Here is a 15,201-nt window from a genome sequence, read left to right on the forward strand (position 1 = left end):
GCAGGCCCCGCCGACCGATTGCAAGCGGTCGGCGGGGCCATTGCGGCTCTTGACAGCGGATTGGGTCATATGAGCGAAATCCCGCCAGGGCGAGCAAGGTGCCTTGAAACGAGGCGGCATTGATCTTTTGATCATGCCGCCGAAGTTGAAAGGCAGATTGCCGCTCTGGCGGGTTTGCAGCGTCAAGCGGTTACGCGGTTTGGTAAAACCGCGTAACTCTAGTAGTTGGCTTCGTAGCCGTTACCGTCGCCGGTGGGCTCTTCGTAGTAGTCCGAATCGCTCGAATCGCCTGAGTCATCGGAATCGTCAGAGCTGACCGATGAAGTTGCGGTACCGTTTGCGTAGTCGTCAGACGTGTTGTTGTTCAGGTCGCCGATCGTAGAACTGGAACCGTCGGAAAGACCCATGGTGTTGGGACCCTTGGGATCCTTGCCGGCATCGACGCGCTCCATCATTTCCTTGAGCTCGTCCTCGTAGACAAAGACGTAGCTCACTCCGTCGATCATGGTGCTGTCGTCGGCGTACGAGGGCAGGTTGGCCGAGTAGATACCGTCGACATCCATACCGCGCATGGCATTGACCGTAGCCACGATATCCTGAACGCTCATATCGGTTACGAGCATATCGGACAGCGAATTAACCAGGCCAAAGATCTTCGTGGCATCGAAGTTATTGAGAATCTGGTTGGCAAGGGCGCCAAGCACCTGACGCTGGTGGCGCATGCGCGTGTAATCGCCGTCGGCATAGGTGTAGCGGCAGCGGGCATAGGTAAGGGCGGTGGCACCGTCCATATGCTGCTGGCCAGCGGTAATCTTAATATCCAGGTGCTCGGGGTCGTCAACATCATCGGTTGCGTTAATGTCGATACCGCCAACCGAATCAATCAGCGCCTGCATACCGTCGAAGCTGACCTCGGCATAGTGGGAAATCTGAACACCGCACAGCTCGTTGACCGCCTCGACCATGGCCTCGGCGCCGCCAACGGTATGGCAGGCGTTGATCTTCATGGTCTCGCCCTTGTACTCGACCTTGGTGTCGCGCGGAACGGAAATGAGCGTCGCCTGCTTTTGCGTGGGGTCGATGCGTGCCAGGATAATCGAGTCGGCACGATACGTATCCTCGCCCGGACGGCCGTCGGTGCCAAGAAGCAGCACGTAGAACGGATCCTTTGCCTCATCGGTGTCAACCAGAACCCGACGCAGATTGTCGGTAATGACATTAGAATCGCCGAGCTTGCCCATAATGGTGGCAAACCACAGGCCGGCAGCGGTAGTGGCACTCAGCAGCACGCCAAGCACGACAATGAGCGCGACGTGACGAATCGTGTGGCTACGACGACGTTGACGAGCGCGCTCGGAATAGCGAGCCACGTTATCGCGACTGTAGATCTTGGCCTGCGCACCAGTTGAGGGTCTTCGGGCGGTGGTATCCGCGAGGGGCTTTTTATTAAACATAGGCAACCTGTATTAGTAGATGACGGGATCGGGGACGGTAGCATGCTCGACATGCGCGCCGAGCGCCTGCAGCTTTTCGACAAACTGCTCGTATCCGCGCTTGATGTGATGGATGGCCGAAACCTCGGTCGTCCCGTCGGCGATCAAGCCCGCTACGACGAGGGCCGCTCCGCCACGCAGATCGGGCGAGGTAACCTGTGCACCCGAGAAGCCCTTGACGCCATGAATCATGGCATGATGGCTCTCGATACGAATGTCGGCACCCATGCGCACCAGCTCAGAGGCAAACATAAAGCGATTCTCGAAGATGTTCTCGGTAATAACGGAACTGCCGTCGGCGAGAGCGGAGAGCACCATAATCTGCGCCTGCATGTCCGTCGGGAAGCCGGGGAACGGAAGCGTCTGGATGTCGACCGGCTTGATACGCTCGGCACGGTTTACATGGACGCCATCCTCGACGCGCTCGCAGTCGATACCCATGAGCTCCATCTTCTTGAGCACCATGCCCAAGTGAATGGGGCAAAAGCCCGTGACATCGACACCGCGATCGTCGGTCATCAACGCACCGGCAACGATAAAGGTACCGGCCTCGATGCGGTCGCCCACCACGCGATGGGTAACGGGATGGAGCTCTTCCACGCCTTCGATAGTCACGACGGGCGTACCCGCGCCGACAATCTTGGCGCCCATCTCGTTGAGCATGTTGGCGAGATCGACGATCTCGGGCTCGCGGGCGGCATTGTCGATAACCGTGGTACCCTGCGCGCGCACGGATGCCATAATGAGGTTCTCGGTCGCACCGACGCTGGCGAACTCGAGCGTGACGGTGGTACCGCGCAGACCTTGGGGCGCATTAGCGTTGATGTAGCCGTGGGCGGTATCGAACTCTACGCCCAGGGCCTCGAGACCCAGAATGTGCATATCGATCTTGCGAGCACCCAGGTTGCAGCCGCCCGGCATGGCGATCTTGGCGCGATGGAAACGGCCCAGCAGGGGTCCCATCACGGCTGTAGAAGCACGCATCTTGGCAACGAGCTCGTAGGGGGCCTCCCAAGAATCGACCTGAGAGGTATCAATCTCGAGCGTATGCTCGTCGAGAACATCGATCGTAGCGCCCATGCCCTTGAGCACCTTGCCCATCACGTGGACATCGGAAATATCGGGCACGTTCTGCAGCGTCGTCTTGCCCGGCGCCAGAAGCGTTGCCGCCATGAGTTTGAGCGCGGAGTTCTTGGCACCCGAGACGGGCACGGAGCCTCCGATGGCGTGGCCACCCTCAACGCGGATAATATCCAAGGTCTACCCTTTCAAAAAGCATGCCCGGGGTGGCTGGGCCATCCCGGGCATGATGTGTTCGCAAATGGTCGAACGCTAAATCGTTTGACTATTGGGCAAGCTTGAGCTTACACCATGCGATTTCATTATAGAGGTAGGCGCGGCGTGCATCATCCTCCGACAAATTACCCAGCTTCTCTTCAAAACCTTGAATATCAGCTTTAAGCTTGTCGGCATCGACGGTCGCCAAATCGCAAGCGCGCTCGGCGAGAACGGTCACTACATCGTCCGCAACCTGGGCATAGCCGCCGGCCACGGCAAACGTGTGGTCGACAGTGCCCATGGCCTTATCGGAAACGCGAACGTAACCGCGGTCGATCGTGCAGATCTCGCTGGAGTGAGCAGGCAGAACGCCAAACTCGCCATCCGTGGACGGAATCGACACAAACGCAGCGTCGCCCTCATAGGCGCAGCTCACGGGGCACACGATGCGGATACGCATAACCTACTTCTCCCCCATCTTGCGGGCGCGTTCGCGCACGTCCTCAATCGTGGAAGCATAGCGGAAAGCCTGCTCGGGCAGGTCATCGGCCTTGCCGTCGACAATCTCGGCGAAAGAGCGGACGGTATCCTCGACGCGGACGTAGACACCGGGGTTGCCGGTGAACTTCTCGGCGACGTGGAAGGACTGCGAGAGGAACTGCTGAATCTTACGGGCACGGTTGACCGTAAGGCGCTGCTCCTCGGACAGCTCGTCCATACCCAGAATGGCGATGATGTCCTGAAGGTCGGAGTACTCCTGCAGGAGCTCCTGGACCTTGACGGCGACACGGTAGTGCTCCTCGCCGACGATCGAAGGATCGAGAGCGTCGGAGGAAGATGCGAGCGGGTCGATAGCCGGGAACAGGCCGAGCGACGAAATGCTACGCGAAAGAACCGTGGTGGCGTCGAGGTGCGTAAACGTCGTGGCAGGCGCCGGGTCGGTCAGGTCGTCTGCGGGGACGTAGACAGCCTGGACGGAGGTAATGGAGCCCGTCTTGGTCGAGGTAATGCGCTCCTGGAGGTCGCCCATCTCGGTTGCCAGCGTGGGCTGGTAACCAACGGCGGACGGCATACGGCCCAGCAGTGCGGAAACCTCGGAACCTGCCTGGGAGAAGCGGAAGATGTTGTCGATGAACAGCAGAACGTCCTGGCCGCGATCGCGGAAGTACTCAGCGGTGGTAAGGCCGGCCAGACCGATGCGCAGACGCGCTCCGGGCGGCTCGTTCATCTGACCATAGACCAAGCAGGTCTTGTCGATAACGCCAGACTCGCTCATCTCGAGGAACAGGTCGGTGCCCTCGCGGGTACGCTCGCCGACGCCGGTGAACACCGAGGTGCCGCCGTGCTCCTGGGCGAGGTTGTTGATGAGCTCCTGGATCAGAACGGTCTTGCCGACGCCGGCGCCGCCGAACAGACCTGTCTTGCCGCCGCGGATGTAGGGCTCGAGCAGGTCGACGGCCTTGATGCCGGTCTCGAAGATCTCGGTCTTGGTGGTGAGCTCGTCGAAACGGGGCGCTGCATGGTGGATGGGGTAGAACTCCTCCACCTCGGGCATAGGCTTGCCGTCGACGGGCTTGCCCATGACGTTCCAAATGCGGCCGAGCGTCTTGGGACCAACGGGCATCTTCATGGGCTCACCGGTATCGGTGGCGATGAGGCCGCGCTGCAGGCCGTCGGTCGAGGACATGGCGACCGTGCGGACGACGCCGCCCGGAAGCTGGCTCTCGACCTCGAGGATCGTGCTCAGATGACCGATCGGGGTCTCGGCCTCGACCGTGAGCGCGTTGTAGATCGGGGGCACCGCGCCGTCAAACTTGACGTCGACGACAGGGCCGATGATTCGCACGATGCGACCATCACCGGCAGTCGTCTTCTTGGTGGCTTCCTCGACCGCAAGCTTTACGGTGTTATTAGCCATTACTGTTCCTCCAATGCTGAGGCTCCGCCGACGATCTCGTTAATCTCGGTCGTGATCGAAGCCTGGCGCACGCGACTATACGTGCGGGTAAGGGTCGAGATGATCGCGGTGGCGTTTTCCGTCGCGGAGTGCATGGCCTTGCGGCGTGCACCCTGCTCGGCAGCCGCCGAATCGATCAGGGCCTGGTAGATGACCGTCAGGATATAAGACGGCACAAGCTTGCCGAGAACATGCTCGGGAGAGGGCACGAACTCGAACGTGGACGAGATGCGCTTAGGGGCGTCGGTCTCGTTCTTACGCGGACCGTGGGCCATAGCGATCATCTCGGGGTCGAGCGGCAACAGATGCTCGACGCGAAGCTCCTGATCCACGCGGTTCTTGGCGTGGTGGTAGACAAGCTCGACACGGTCAAGCTCACCGGCACGATACGCATCGCAGATATGAGAGGAGATCATGCGGGCCTGATTGAAATCGGGCTCAGAGGAGTTGCCCTCAAAGTGCATGACAACGTTTGCGCGGTCACGGAAATACGTGGCCGGCTTACGCCCGCACGCGATGATCTCGCATTCGATGCCGTCGTTCGCCCAAGAAGCGGCGAGCTTTTCGGCCGTGCGCTCCACCGTCGTATTGAAACCGCCGGCAAGGCCGCGGTCCGAGGCAATAACGACAATCAGGCCATGCTTGACGCTCTCATGCTTCTGCAGCATGGGATCGGTGCCCGAACAGGAGGCGTCGCCGGCGACCGTCAACATGACGTCGGTCAGCGCCTCCTTATAGGGCTCGGCCTGCTTGGAGCGATCGAGGGCACGACGAATCTTGGCCGTAGAGACCATCTCCATCGTGCGCGTGATCTGCTTGGTCGTGGTAACCGAGGAGATTCGCTTCTTAATGTCGCGAAGGTTGGCCATGGGGCTTAGTTCTCCTCTGATCCAGAAACATCCGAATGGTGCTTGGCCATGAACTGCTGCTTGAAGTCGCCGATGACGCGCAAGAGCTCAGCCTTGGTGTCATCATCGATCTTCTTGGCGCGAACCTTGTCGAGCAGCGAACCAAAGCCATTGTCCATGTACTCGATGAGCTCGGCACGGAAAGGCAGCACGTCGGCGATCTCCAGGTCATCCAGGAAGCCCTCGTTGCCAGCGAACAGCGTAACGATCTGCTCGCCAACCTCAAACGGCTTGTAACGCGGCTGCTTCAGGAGCTCGGTCATGCGAGCACCGTGGGTAAGCTGCTTTTGCGTGGCCTCGTCGAGGTCGGAGCCGAACTGCGTAAAGCCGGCGAGCTCCTGGTACGAAGCGAGGTCAAGACGGAGGTTGCCGGCGACCTGCTTCATAGCCTTGGTCTGTGCGTCACCACCGACGCGGGACACGGAGATGCCCACGTCGACTGCCGGGCGCTGGCCCTGGAAGAAGAGCTCGGACTGCAGGTAGATCTGACCATCGGTAATGGAAATGACGTTGGTCGGAATGTAGGCCGAGACGTCGCCGTCCTGGGTCTCGATGATCGGCAGAGCCGTCATGGAGCCGTAACCGTTCTTCTTGGACATCTTGACGGCACGCTCGAGCAGACGAGAGTGCAGGTAGAAGATGTCGCCAGGATAGGCCTCGCGTCCGGGCGGACGATGCAGCGTCAACGACATCTGACGGTATGCCACAGCCTGCTTGGACAGGTCGTCGTAGATGACGAGCACGTGGCCGCCGGGATTGGTCTCGCTGGCGGGCTTGCCGTCCTCGCCGTTGTACATGAAGAACTCGCCGATAGCGGCACCGGCCATAGGCGCGATGTACTGCATAGGGGCGGAATCGGCAGCGGTTGCCGAAACGATGATGGTGTATTCGAGCGCACCGTGCTGAGCGAGGGTCTCGCGGATGTTGGCAACCGTGGAGGCCTTCTGGCCGATGGCGACATAGATGCAGACCATGCCCTTGCCACGCTGGTTGAGGATGGCGTCGATGGCGATAGCGGTCTTGCCGGTCTTACGGTCGCCGATGATAAGCTCACGCTGGCCGCGACCGATAGGCACCATGGAGTCGATAGCCAACAGGCCAGTCTGAACCGGCTCGCACACCGGGGTACGGTCGATGACACCGGGGGCCTTGAACTCAATGGGGCGACGATGCGTGGCGACAATGTCACCCAAACCGTCGATGGGCTGGCCGAGCGGATTGACGACGCGGCCGAGCATGGCACGGCTCACGGGGATATCCATAATGCGGCCAGTGGTGCGGCACTCGTCGCCTTCCTTGATGGAGTCGACGGCACCAAACAGAACGGCGCCGACCTCGTCACGGTCAAGGTTCTGGGCAAGGCCGAAGACGGTCTCACCGGTATCGGAGCTCTTGAACTCCAGAAGCTCGCCTGCCATGGCGCTCTTGAGGCCAGTGACGCGCGCGATGCCGTCGCCTACCTCGTCGACCGTTGAAACCTCATGCGTATCGACCGTCGCGGAGAGGCTCGTGAGCTGCTCCTGCAGTTTCTTGGCGATATCCTGGGCATTGAGGGTTTCGGACATTAGGCTTCACCTCCGTACGAATTAGCAGAGTTTGCGAGGGTCTCCTGTGCGATGCGCAGCTGCGTCTTGACGGAAATGTCACGACGCTCGCCGCGGGCCTCGAGCACCAGGCCGCCCACGATAGACGGGTCGACCTGCTCGATAAGGAATACCTTGCGGCCGAAGTCCTGCTCGCATTTCTTAGTGATGGTTTGACGCAGCTCGTCGTCGAGCGGGATCGCCGTGGTGACGGTCACGCCCACTACATCCTCGTCTTCCTCGGCAACATACTTAAAGGCAGCTGCCACCTTGGGAAGAAGGTCGAGCTGGTCGCGCTTGGACATGGTGTCGAGCACGGCGATGATCTCGGGGCTGGCGGAAGCCAGGCGCTCAATCATCTCGAGGTCCTCGAACACATGGTTCTCGGCCTTAGCGGCTTCCAGAAGGGAGCGCGCGTAAGTCTCGAGCACCTTGTCCTGATAGCGGCTAGTCGGCATTCAGGCTACCTGCTTCCTGGATGTAGCGCTCGATGAGCTTCTTCTGCTCGGTCTCGTCCTCGAGTGCCTCGCCCACGATCTTGGTGGCGACGGCAACGGACAGGTCGGCGATGGAGCTCGCGGCACCGGCGTAGATGGACTTGCGCTCGTCCTCGACGGTCGTATGGGCCTTGGCGATGATCTCCTCGGCCTCCTTGTGAGCAGCCTCGATGATACGGGCGCGCTCGGACTCGGCGTCCTTACGGGCCTCGAGAACGATGTCGGCAGCCTGACGACGGGCGTCGGTGACGATCGAGTCGGACTCAGCGCGCTTGGCGATAGCCTCCTGCTTGGTCTTCTCGGCCTCGTCGAGGCTCTCCTCGATCTTCTTGCCGCGCTCCTCCATGGTTTTCATGATGCCCGGCAGGGCGACCTTGGCCAGCACGATCCAGATAATCAGGAAGGCGATAAGCGCCGGGATGAACTCCGCCATCTTAGGGATGAGGATGTCCGCACCGGCAGCGCCGTCCTCGGCGAACGCGGAAACCGGCATGAGCAGCGCGGCCGCGGACGCGGAGAGTGCGATCGCGCTCTTCTGGGATGAAAGATTCATACTTGACGCTCCGTGCTATTTAACGATCAGCGCGACAACGAAGCCGATCAGAGCCAGAGCCTCGCCGAAGGCGGAGCCCATGATGAAGACGGTGAACACGCGGCCCTGGACCTCAGGCTGACGGGCCATAGCACCCGTAGCACCCAGAGCAGACAGGCCGATAGCAAGACCAGCGCCGATAACACCGAGACCGTAACCGATAACTCCCACGATTCCTCCTTTGTCGTGCGTGTCTTATTTCACGCAGGATAACCTTATTTATAACTGCCAGGCTCCATGGGTACGGGCACCAGCGGTTTAACGAATTGCCTTACCTTTAAGGCGCGAACGGAAGACTACTCCTCCTCCGCGACCTCCTCTGCCTCGGAGACATACACGGCGGTAAGGACCGTGAAGACGTAAGCCTGGATGGCGCCGACCACAAGCTCAATCGTATAAATCAGGATGAGGATGGCAAGCCAGGCCAGCGAAGGCAGGGCGCCGACGGCGTGGGCCGCGGAAACCTGCTGAAGCAGCGGCTGCATGAACATGCTCGCCATGATGGCGAACGAGCCCATGACCACGTGTCCTGCGAACATGTTGCAGAACAGACGGACGGCGAGCGTGATGAGGCGCAGGAAGGTCGAGAAAAGCTCGACGACCCACACAAGCACGTTCATCGGGAAGCTCACGCCCTGCGGGGCGAGGCTCTTGATGTAGCCGATCACGCCGTGAGCCTTGCATCCGTAGTAGATGAAGTACACGAAGGCGAAGATGGCGAGCGCGGCGGTGGAGCCGATTGCGCCGGTGCCGGGCTTCATTCCCGGGATCAGGCCGATCATGTTATTGATCAGGATGAACAGGAAAAGCGAGCACAGGAACGGGAAGTGCTTCTTCCAGTTCTCACCCACGACGCCCTTGCCGATATCGTTCTCGACGTACTCGATGATGTACTCGAAACCGTTGACGAAGAAGCCCTTGGGAACCAGGGTCTGCTTCTTCTTGAACACGGCCAGGACGATCAGGAGCACGATCGTGGAGACGATCAGCCAAAACGAGTACTGCGTGATGCCGCAGCTCAGATCGCCCACGACGGGGGTGGAGCTGAACTCGCTGACCAGATGATTAATCTCATCAGGCAGCTTTTCAAAAATTTCCACGACTTACCTTTCGACCTCATGAGGATCTCGCAGCGCCTTGGCGACGCGAACCGTGCAGGCGGCCATAAAGACCACGAAGCCGATCGCCTCGCCCAGGAGGAACATGCGAAATGCCTCTCCGAACAACGCAAACACAACCAAGGTAAAGACGAGCAGGGCGACCGCCGAGACCGCCAGACTCACCATGCCCTTGAGCATGTCCGCATTCTGCTTATCGTCAAGAACCGGCTTGAGCGTAAAAACAAAGGGAAGAAAGGCGACCGCGCCCGCGATGGCGCCCGCAACGATAGCGAGCAGATCGGCTATCTGAAACACTGGCGTCCCCACTTTCCTTTTTAACGCTTCACAGAACAGTTCCCGCCAAACATTGGTGACTATTGTACGAGCCAATCGCTAAAGTACAACCGAAAAAGCATCGGTTAATACGCACCTGTTCGTTTTCTTAAGACCTTCTTTATGCCGCAGGTACGGTAATACGTTTTTCTCGAACCCTGCAGGGCAAAACGTCCGTTAACAGGGGTGAGCGCGGTCGCCTTTTATTTGTCCGCGCGCACCGTTTCTTCGTATTTTCGACGTTAGCCGGTTTGGCCCAGAAACTACAGCGTGCCGTAGATGCGGTCGCCGGCATCGCCCAGGCCGGGGACGATGTAGGCGGCCTCGTTGAGGTGGTCGTCAATGGCGCAGGTATAGATATGCACGTCGGGGTCTTTCTCGGTCAGCGACTTGAGACCCTCGGGGGCCGCGACGATGCACAGCATGCGGATGTCCTTGACACCGCGCTCGCGCAGATAGCTGATAGCCATCTCGGCAGAACCGCCCGTGGCGAGCATGGGATCGACGACCAGGCAGATACGCTGGTCGATATCCCTGGGCATCTTGCAGTAATACTCATGCGGCTCGTGGGTGACCTCGTCGCGCTCCATGCCAATGTGGCCCACGCGGGCAGAAGGCACCAGGTCGAGGATGCCGTCGACCATGCCAAGGCCCGCGCGCAGAATGGGGACGATGGCGAGCTTCTTGCCGGCAAGCTGCTTGAACGTGGCGGTCGTGATGGGGGTTTCGACTTCGACATCCTCCATGGGCAGGTCGCGCATGGCCTCGTAGCCGTCAAAGAGCGCGAGCTCGCGTACGAGCTGGCGGAACTGGTTGGTGCCGGTACTCTTGTCGCGCAGGATCGACAGCTTATGCTGGACGAGCGGATGATCGACAAGCGTCACGCGAGACGTATCGTAGGTAACGGTCATGGGTCTTACCCCTTTCGTTGCGGCCGGAAGATGGCCTTGCTGACAAGGCACGCCGCGGTGCTGTTGCCACGCGCCGTGCATAAGTTTAGCGGTTTGTTGTATCGAGCGCCCCGTCGCAGCCCTATTGAGCGGTGCTGAGCGAACGCCTGACCGCATCGTGCCAACCGTCCAGGTTGTGCTCGCGACGCTCAACGGACATATGGGGATGGAATGTCTTGACGATCTGGGTGTTTTGCTCCAGCTCCTCCAGATCCTCCCAATACCCAACCGCGAGACCCGCCAGATACGCGGCACCGATCGCCGTTGTCTCCACCGACTCACATTGCAGTACGGGGATATCCAGCAAGTCTGCCTGGAACTGCATGATGAACTCGTTGCGCGAGGCGCCGCCATCGACGGACAGGCGCTCGATCGAAAGACCCACGTCCTGCTCCATGGCACGCAGCACGTCATAGCTCTGATAGGCCATGGACTCGCAAGCGGCACGCACGATGGTCGCGCGACTCGAGGCGCCGGTCAGACCGCATACGATGCCGCGGGCGTGCGCGTCCCACCAAGGTGCACCCAAGCCCGCAAAAGCGGGGACAAAGTAGCATCCCTCGTTGTCGCTGATCGAGGAGGCGAGCCGTGCCGATTCGGATACGTTGGAGATAACGCCCATGTTGTCGCGCAGCCAGTTCATCGTTGAGCCGGCGGCAAAAATAGAACCCTCGAGCGCATAGCTGACCTTGCCGTCCGCAGCGATACCGATGGTGGAGACCAGGCCATTCTTGGATTCGACGATCTCGTCGCCGGTATTCATGAGCATAAAGCAGCCCGTGCCATAGGTGTTTTTGGTCTGGCCGGGATGGAAGCAGCAGTGACCGAACAGCGACGCCTGCTGGTCGCCCGCCACACCCATGATGGGCGGCATGTTGGTCATGATGTCGCTCGCGACGTGACCGTAGTCACCGGAGCTCCAACGGACCTCGGGCATCATGGCACGCGGGATGTCGAAGAGAGCCAGCAGGTCATCGTCCCAGTCCAGCGTATGAATATTGAAGAGCGCTGTGCGGCTGGCATTGGTGTAGTCGGTGGCAAAGGTTTGACCGCCGGTGAGGTTGTAGATGAGCCAGGTGTCGATGGTGCCAAACATAAGGTCGCCCGCCGCCGCGCTCTCTCGCGCGCCGTCGACGTTGTCGAGAATCCATTGCACCTTGGAGGCCGAGAAATACGGGTCGAGCGTAAGGCCGGTGCGGGAACGCACCAGCTCCTCGCAGCCCTGCTCGGCCAGTTTATCGATTGTCGAGGCGGTGCGGCGACACTGCCACACGATGGCGTTGTAGATAGGCTGGCCACTCACGCGGTCCCATACCACCGTGGTCTCGCGCTGGTTGGAGATACCGATGGCGGCGATGCGATCGGAATGGATGCCGCTCTTAAACTGGACCTCCATCATCACGCCGATCTGGCTGGCAAGCACCTCCGTGGGATCCTGCTCCACCCAGCCGGGGCGCGGGAAGCTGGTTTTGACGCTACGACGCGCCTGGGCGACGATGCAGCCGTACTCGTCGACGATGGTCGCGAGCACCGAGGTGGTGCCGCAGTCGAGCGCCATGATGTAGGAACCGCCAAAGTTAAACGAGGCATCTTCCATGCCCAGGCTGCCCAGATTCAACGACATCGCTTACACCTTTCTATTGCATCGGGTCGGACAGAACCCGCTCGATCTCTGATGCGGGAAGCGCGCCTTGGCGCAGGATCTGAAGCTCGCCATGCTTAAACGTCACGATGGTCGAAGCGTCGCGGCACGGGGTCTCGCCCGCGTCGACGGCCACATCGACCCCCTCCAGAATGCGGTCCTCAACGTCGGCAAAGCTTGCCGGCGCGGGCGCGCCGTGCGTATTGGCGCTGGTGCAGGCAAGCGGACTGCCGCAGGCGCGGATGAGCGCCTGCACCACAGGAGAGGCCGAAGCGCGCAGGGCCACGGTGTCGTCGGCAGCGCGCATAAAGGTCGGCACGCAGGGGGCTGCCTTGACCACGATAGTCAGGGCGCCCGGCCAGCATCGTTGGGCAAGCGCGCGGGCCTCATGAGGGATATCCACGCCATAGCGATCGAGTGCCTCGGCATCATCAACCAGCCAGGCAACCGTTTGCGTGAGCTCGCGCTGCTTGAGGGTAAAGATACGACGATAGCCGGTACCGAGTGCGGGGACCGCGGCGCCGTTGACGGTGGCCTGCGGATCGCGCGGCCACGGCAGAGGTTCACTTGTATCTTGTGGAACGGCATCCGAGAAGGCGTTGACTGCCACGGCGACACCGTAGACCGTCTCGGTTGGAATAAGCGCCAGGCCACCGCGACCGAGTAGCTCGGCCGTACGCTCGACGGCGAGCCGATGCGGCTCACGCGTTCCCTCGAATACCCGATAGACCGTCTGCATGTGTATGCCAGCCCCTTACGCTCTGGTGCAAGTTTGTTTACTGAGGGGCATTCTCGCACGAAACGTTCAACCTATTTGCCCAGAGCGCATGTTGGTTTGGTGAGCGGCTCTAGTAGTCGGTGAAAGTGAGGGGGTTATTGGACTGCGACGAACTTCTTTGGCCTGCCGGCGTGGCGTTCTTGGGCGGCGTAGCGCTCGATGCTGTCTATCGTTATCATCCGACGGCCGTCGACGAGTTCAACATCGAGCTTTCCGGCTTTGACCAGCGCGGTAATCCGCGGAGCGGAAACTTTGAGGTCCAGAGCTGCGTCTTTAAATGTTCGGCACGCCGCTTCCCGAGCGTCCTCGTGGTCGATTTCGACTGAAAGGGTCACGACCTCGGCCGAGCGTTCGTACCCTGCCGGAGTCAAACCGTTGTTGAGGTCGTCGGCCAAAAACGCCATCAGTGCCTCGGTGGCATGGGCAATCGCTTCTTCGCGCGTATCGCCATCGGCAAAGGCGCCGGGAATCTGCGGGAAGCTAGCGCAGTAACCGTCGTCTTCTTTTATGAGAACGCAGTCATAGGTAAATCGCTGCCTCATTTTGCCTCCAACTACCATCCAGCTTGGCGACGAATACTTGCCCACGTGCCCTTCTTTGGTCGATCACCACCAGAACCGTTCACGGTGACAACGCGGTCACCAGAAACATACTTAGCATGACTACCGACTTGCGCGACCTTCACGAATCCATCGTGCTTGAGTAGGGCAATGATTTCCCGAAAGGTAGGAGGTTGCATGGGCCGACCTCTTTCAGCCGTCCTAATTATAAACTACTTTATAATTTTTGCTAACCAGTTAATAAATGTTACTGGCGCTGTTTGGGCTCGGTGACGATGGCTCGAACGATGCGGGGACGATCGGTAAGGTCGCGGACGATGCGCACGTCCGAGAGACCCGCCTGGCGGCAGAGCTCGGCGGCGGCGTCGAGGGCGCCCTCGTAGAGCTCGCAGGCAAACAGGCCGCCGGCGCGCAGCATATAGGGCGCCGCATTGAGCAGGCGGCGGAAGATATCGAGGCCGTCGGCGCCGCCCTCGAGCGCTAAATCGGGCTCGAAGTCCTTGACCTCGTGCGGCAGCGAGCGCATGACGTCAGTCGGAATGTAAGGCGGGTTGGAGACGAGCACGTCGAAGGTGCCCCATTCCTCGCGGGGGATAGAGCTCACCAGGTTTGTGAGGCTGAAGGCGACCTCATCGGACGTAAGCCCGAGCGCGTCGCGGTTTTTGTTGGCCAGGTCAATGGCACGCGGTTCGATATCGGTAGCGGTGCAGGTGACATGGCCGCGGCGCTCCCAGGCAAGGGAAAGCGAGATGCAGCCCGTGCCGCAGCCGACCTCGAGAACGCGGGCGATACGGGGCTCGACCGGAGCGGGCGCGGCGGCATCCTCCGTCAGAGACGCCTCGTGGTCGGCGCCTTCGATGGCGATGCCGTATTCGTCGAGCTCGGGCTCGGCGGCCTCCTCGGCCTCGGCATCTGCTGCCTGCGCGGCGGCTTCCTCGGCCTCGCGGTCGGCCAGTTCCTCGGCATAGGCACGGCTGCCCAGTACGTCGCTGCCTAGCGCCGCCTCATCGGCAGCTGTGAGGTTAGCGGCACGGCGCTCGGCCGTCGCTCGCTCGTCGGCCAACGCGGCTTCGGCTTTGCGCGCTTGCTCGACCTCGTCGTTCCAGGGCAGCTCAACGCGCTGACGGGCGGCAGCCTCGGGGCTCAGCACCTCGGCATCCAGATAATTGAGGACTTCCTCGACGAGCATCTCGGTCTCGGGACGTGGAATGAGCACGCCGGGGGCGCATGCGACGTCGATCATGCGGAACTGCGTGCTGCCGGTAATGTACTGCAGCGGCTCGCCCTTGGCGCGGCGGACGACCGCCGCGTGCATGGTCTCGAGCTGCGCCGCATCGAGCGTCTCGTCCATACGCATATATAAGTCGATGCGCGCCAGACCCGTGGCTGCGCACAGCAGCCATTCGGCAGAAAGACGGGGGTGTTCCTCACCGCGCTCGGCCAGGTACTCCTTGGTCCACTCGAGACAACGCTTGATGGTCCAAATCTCGTTTGCCATGGGGCCCTCCCCTCTTAAGCGCCGGACGGCGC

General features: G+C 60.7%; 18 protein-coding genes. All 18 read right to left on the bottom strand.

The features are described from left to right. On the bottom strand, positions 1-186 hold a 186-nt coding region (locus ACESUZ_RS07900), incomplete at its 3' end, for a hypothetical protein (protein ID WP_373199438.1). A gap of 32 nt (positions 187-218) precedes the next feature. Continuing rightward, the gene (locus ACESUZ_RS07905; protein ID WP_195363612.1) at positions 219-1,454 is read right to left on the bottom strand and encodes an LCP family protein; all 1,236 of its coding nucleotides are present in this window, start codon (positions 1,452-1,454) and stop codon (positions 219-221) included. 12 nt (positions 1,455-1,466) lie between these two features. Beyond that, on the bottom strand, positions 1,467-2,750 hold the full coding sequence (murA, locus tag ACESUZ_RS07910; protein WP_373199441.1) for a UDP-N-acetylglucosamine 1-carboxyvinyltransferase: 1,284 nt from the start codon (positions 2,748-2,750) through the stop codon (positions 1,467-1,469). 88 nt (positions 2,751-2,838) lie between these two features. Beyond that, complete coding sequence (gene atpC / locus ACESUZ_RS07915; protein ID WP_006235718.1) at positions 2,839-3,231, bottom strand: ATP synthase F1 subunit epsilon; 393 nt, start codon at positions 3,229-3,231, stop codon at positions 2,839-2,841. Between the two features lie 3 nt (positions 3,232-3,234). Further along, positions 3,235-4,689 (bottom strand): F0F1 ATP synthase subunit beta, encoded by a 1,455-nt coding sequence (gene atpD / locus ACESUZ_RS07920; RefSeq protein ID WP_006235717.1) that lies wholly within the window; start codon positions 4,687-4,689, stop codon positions 3,235-3,237. Then, positions 4,689-5,597 carry an ATP synthase F1 subunit gamma gene (gene atpG / locus ACESUZ_RS07925; RefSeq protein WP_006235716.1) on the bottom strand — a complete coding sequence of 303 codons (909 nt, stop codon included), beginning with the start codon at positions 5,595-5,597 and terminating at the stop codon, positions 4,689-4,691. Before atpG ends, atpD begins: the two co-directional genes overlap by 1 nt. Before the next feature lie 5 nt (positions 5,598-5,602). Next, on the bottom strand, positions 5,603-7,201 hold the full coding sequence (gene atpA, locus ACESUZ_RS07930) for a F0F1 ATP synthase subunit alpha (protein ID WP_373199444.1): 1,599 nt from the start codon (positions 7,199-7,201) through the stop codon (positions 5,603-5,605). Beyond that, entirely contained in the window at positions 7,201-7,677 is a 477-nt protein-coding gene (locus ACESUZ_RS07935; protein ID WP_006235713.1) for a F0F1 ATP synthase subunit delta, read from the bottom strand. The genes atpA and ACESUZ_RS07935 overlap by 1 nt, the downstream gene beginning before the upstream one ends. Continuing rightward, positions 7,667-8,269, bottom strand: a complete 603-nt coding sequence (atpF, locus tag ACESUZ_RS07940) for a F0F1 ATP synthase subunit B (RefSeq protein ID WP_117716380.1) — start codon at positions 8,267-8,269, stop codon at positions 7,667-7,669. The genes ACESUZ_RS07935 and atpF overlap by 11 nt, the downstream gene beginning before the upstream one ends. A 15-nt stretch (positions 8,270-8,284) precedes the next feature. Further along, the gene (locus ACESUZ_RS07945) at positions 8,285-8,479 is read right to left on the bottom strand and encodes an ATP synthase subunit C-like protein (RefSeq protein ID WP_022094262.1); all 195 of its coding nucleotides are present in this window, start codon (positions 8,477-8,479) and stop codon (positions 8,285-8,287) included. Between the two features lie 125 nt (positions 8,480-8,604). Then, on the bottom strand, positions 8,605-9,408 hold the full coding sequence (gene atpB / locus ACESUZ_RS07950; protein ID WP_195363618.1) for a F0F1 ATP synthase subunit A: 804 nt from the start codon (positions 9,406-9,408) through the stop codon (positions 8,605-8,607). A gap of 3 nt (positions 9,409-9,411) precedes the next feature. Further along, entirely contained in the window at positions 9,412-9,723 is a 312-nt protein-coding gene (locus ACESUZ_RS07955) for a hypothetical protein (RefSeq protein ID WP_195919300.1), read from the bottom strand. A gap of 281 nt (positions 9,724-10,004) precedes the next feature. Beyond that, positions 10,005-10,652, bottom strand: a complete 648-nt coding sequence (gene upp / locus ACESUZ_RS07960; RefSeq protein WP_373199447.1) for a uracil phosphoribosyltransferase — start codon at positions 10,650-10,652, stop codon at positions 10,005-10,007. A gap of 121 nt (positions 10,653-10,773) precedes the next feature. Continuing rightward, the gene (glpK, locus tag ACESUZ_RS07965) at positions 10,774-12,315 is read right to left on the bottom strand and encodes a glycerol kinase GlpK (protein ID WP_373199449.1); all 1,542 of its coding nucleotides are present in this window, start codon (positions 12,313-12,315) and stop codon (positions 10,774-10,776) included. Between the two features lie 13 nt (positions 12,316-12,328). Then, positions 12,329-13,072, bottom strand: coding sequence for an L-threonylcarbamoyladenylate synthase (locus tag ACESUZ_RS07970; protein ID WP_373199451.1), 744 nt, complete (start codon positions 13,070-13,072; stop codon positions 12,329-12,331). Positions 13,073-13,206: 134 nt separating this feature from the next. Further along, positions 13,207-13,698, bottom strand: coding sequence for a type II toxin-antitoxin system HicB family antitoxin (locus ACESUZ_RS07975; protein WP_195919103.1), 492 nt, complete (start codon positions 13,696-13,698; stop codon positions 13,207-13,209). Then, complete coding sequence (locus ACESUZ_RS07980; protein WP_089573106.1) at positions 13,665-13,850, bottom strand: type II toxin-antitoxin system HicA family toxin; 186 nt, start codon at positions 13,848-13,850, stop codon at positions 13,665-13,667. Before ACESUZ_RS07980 ends, ACESUZ_RS07975 begins: the two co-directional genes overlap by 34 nt. A gap of 68 nt (positions 13,851-13,918) precedes the next feature. Beyond that, entirely contained in the window at positions 13,919-15,169 is a 1,251-nt protein-coding gene (locus ACESUZ_RS07985) for a N5-glutamine methyltransferase family protein (protein ID WP_373199454.1), read from the bottom strand. Between the last annotated feature and the right edge of the window lie 32 nt (positions 15,170-15,201).

Origin of the sequence: Collinsella aerofaciens ATCC 25986 (genome assembly GCF_964239575.1) — a bacterium.
GTDB lineage: Bacteria > Actinomycetota > Coriobacteriia > Coriobacteriales > Coriobacteriaceae > Collinsella > Collinsella aerofaciens_BQ.

Bases quoted from the DNA above. Each gene is read 5' to 3' on its own strand.
- ACESUZ_RS07905 (WP_195363612.1), bottom strand. From the start codon at position 1,454: ATGTTTAATAAAAAGCCCCTCGCGGATACCACCGCCCGAAGACCCTCA.
- atpC (WP_006235718.1), bottom strand. From the start codon at position 3,231: ATGCGTATCCGCATCGTGTGCCCCGTGAGCTGCGCCTATGAGGGCGAC.
- atpD (WP_006235717.1), bottom strand. From the start codon at position 4,689: ATGGCTAATAACACCGTAAAGCTTGCGGTCGAGGAAGCCACCAAGAAG.
- atpG (WP_006235716.1), bottom strand. From the start codon at position 5,597: ATGGCCAACCTTCGCGACATTAAGAAGCGAATCTCCTCGGTTACCACG.
- atpA (WP_373199444.1), bottom strand. From the start codon at position 7,201: ATGTCCGAAACCCTCAATGCCCAGGATATCGCCAAGAAACTGCAGGAG.
- ACESUZ_RS07935 (WP_006235713.1), bottom strand. From the start codon at position 7,677: ATGCCGACTAGCCGCTATCAGGACAAGGTGCTCGAGACTTACGCGCGC.
- atpF (WP_117716380.1), bottom strand. From the start codon at position 8,269: ATGAATCTTTCATCCCAGAAGAGCGCGATCGCACTCTCCGCGTCCGCG.
- upp (WP_373199447.1), bottom strand. From the start codon at position 10,652: ATGACCGTTACCTACGATACGTCTCGCGTGACGCTTGTCGATCATCCG.
- glpK (WP_373199449.1), bottom strand. From the start codon at position 12,315: ATGTCGTTGAATCTGGGCAGCCTGGGCATGGAAGATGCCTCGTTTAAC.
- ACESUZ_RS07970 (WP_373199451.1), bottom strand. From the start codon at position 13,072: ATGCAGACGGTCTATCGGGTATTCGAGGGAACGCGTGAGCCGCATCGG.
- ACESUZ_RS07980 (WP_089573106.1), bottom strand. From the start codon at position 13,850: ATGCAACCTCCTACCTTTCGGGAAATCATTGCCCTACTCAAGCACGAT.
- ACESUZ_RS07985 (WP_373199454.1), bottom strand. From the start codon at position 15,169: ATGGCAAACGAGATTTGGACCATCAAGCGTTGTCTCGAGTGGACCAAG.